This is a genomic window from Hydrogenophaga sp. (genome assembly GCF_041633695.1).
In the GTDB taxonomy this organism is placed as follows: domain Bacteria; phylum Pseudomonadota; class Gammaproteobacteria; order Burkholderiales; family Burkholderiaceae_C; genus Hydrogenophaga.
Genome location: NZ_JBFJMY010000690.1, coordinates 1 through 1,572 on the forward strand (window position 1 = coordinate 1; position 1,572 = coordinate 1,572).

Here is a 1,572-nt window from a genome sequence, read left to right on the forward strand (position 1 = left end):
GACCAGGGCGTTGAAGGCCTTTTCTTTGCCGGCGCGGAACTGGGCCACGTTGTCGGCATTGGCGGCCATCACCTCGTCGATGATTTTTTCCAGCGCGCCGCTGTCGTTCATTTGTTTGAGGCCTTTGGCTTCGATGACAGCGTCGATGTCCTTGCCTTCGCCGCTCCACAGCACGTCCATCACCTGTTTCGCCGCGTTGTTCGACACAGTTCCATCTGAAATACGCGTGATCAGCGCCGCCAGTTGCTCCGCGCTCACCGGCACATCGGCCATGTCGCGCTCTTCGGCGTTCAGGCGGCGCGAGACCTCGCCCATGATCCAGTTGCTCACCAGCTTCGGACTCCCGCTGGCCTTGGCTGCGGTCTCGAAATACGCGGCCATGGCCGGGCTTTGTGTGAGCGTGGTGGCGTCGTATTCGGGCAGGCCGTAGCTGTCCACCAGGCGCTGCGCCATCTGGCGCGGCAACTCGGGCATGTCGGCCCGCACCTGCTCCACCCACTCGCGCGACACCACCAGCGGCGGCAGATCGGGGTCGGGGAAATAGCGGTAGTCGGCGGCGTCTTCCTTGGTGCGCATGGCGCGGGTTTCGCCCGTGTCTGGGTCGAACAGCACGGTGGCCTGCTGGATCGCGTGGCCGTCTTCGATCTGCTCGATCTGCCAGCGCACCTCGTAGTCGATGGCCTGCTGCATGAACTTGAAGCTGTTCAGGTTCTTGATCTCGCGCCGCGTGCCCAGTTCGGCACCGGGCTTGCGCACCGACACGTTGGCGTCGCAACGGAAACTGCCTTCTTGCATGTTGCCGTCGCAAATGCCGATCCAGGTCACGGTCTTGTGCAGTTCCTTCGCGTAGGCCACGGCCTCGGCGCTGGAGCGCATGTCGGGCTCGGTCACGATCTCCAGCAGCGGCGTGCCGGCGCGGTTGAGGTCGATACCGCTTTGGCCCACAAAATCTTCGTGCAAGGATTTGCCGGCATCTTCTTCCAGATGCGCGCGCACCAGGCGCACCGTCCGCTTTTCCGATGGTCCTGAGCCTGTCGAAGGGGCAAGCAGGAACGACACCTCGCCACCTTGCACCACCGGAATTTCAAACTGGCTGATCTGGTAGCCCTTGGGCAGGTCGGGGTAGAAGTAGTTCTTGCGCGCGAACACGCTTTCTTCGGCGATGTGCGAACCCAGCGCCAGGCCAAGTCGAATGGCCTTTTCCACCACCGCCCGGTTCATCACCGGCAGCGTGCCGGGCAAGGCCAGATCGACGGCGCAGGCCTGGGTATTGGGTTCGGCGCCGAAGGCGGTGGGCGCGCGGCTGAAAATTTTGGATTGCGTAGAGAGCTGGGCGTGGGTCTCAAAGCCGATCACGACTTCGTAGCCCTGCACCAGCAGTGACGCTTCTTTCTTGACTGTATTCATCTTGGAAACCTCATTCAGTTCGCGAGTGGCCTGTTGCGCGGGTCACCGCGGAACAGGCTTGCCGGGCCGCTGGTGACGCCCCCTTGCAGGGGGCGGCGCGGGGGTGATTTTTAGAACCCCTCCGGCGTCTTCAGGTGCCAATCGGTGGCTTTTTGGAAAGCGTGC

At 62.9% G+C, this 1,572-nt stretch carries 1 protein-coding gene; it reads right to left on the reverse strand.

The window, feature by feature from the left end:
- Positions 1-1,407: Asp-tRNA(Asn)/Glu-tRNA(Gln) amidotransferase subunit GatB (gatB, locus tag ABYB95_RS23265; RefSeq protein WP_372662663.1), on the reverse strand; the 1,407-nt coding region annotated here is incomplete at its 3' end.
- Positions 1,408-1,572: the final 165 nt, after the last annotated feature.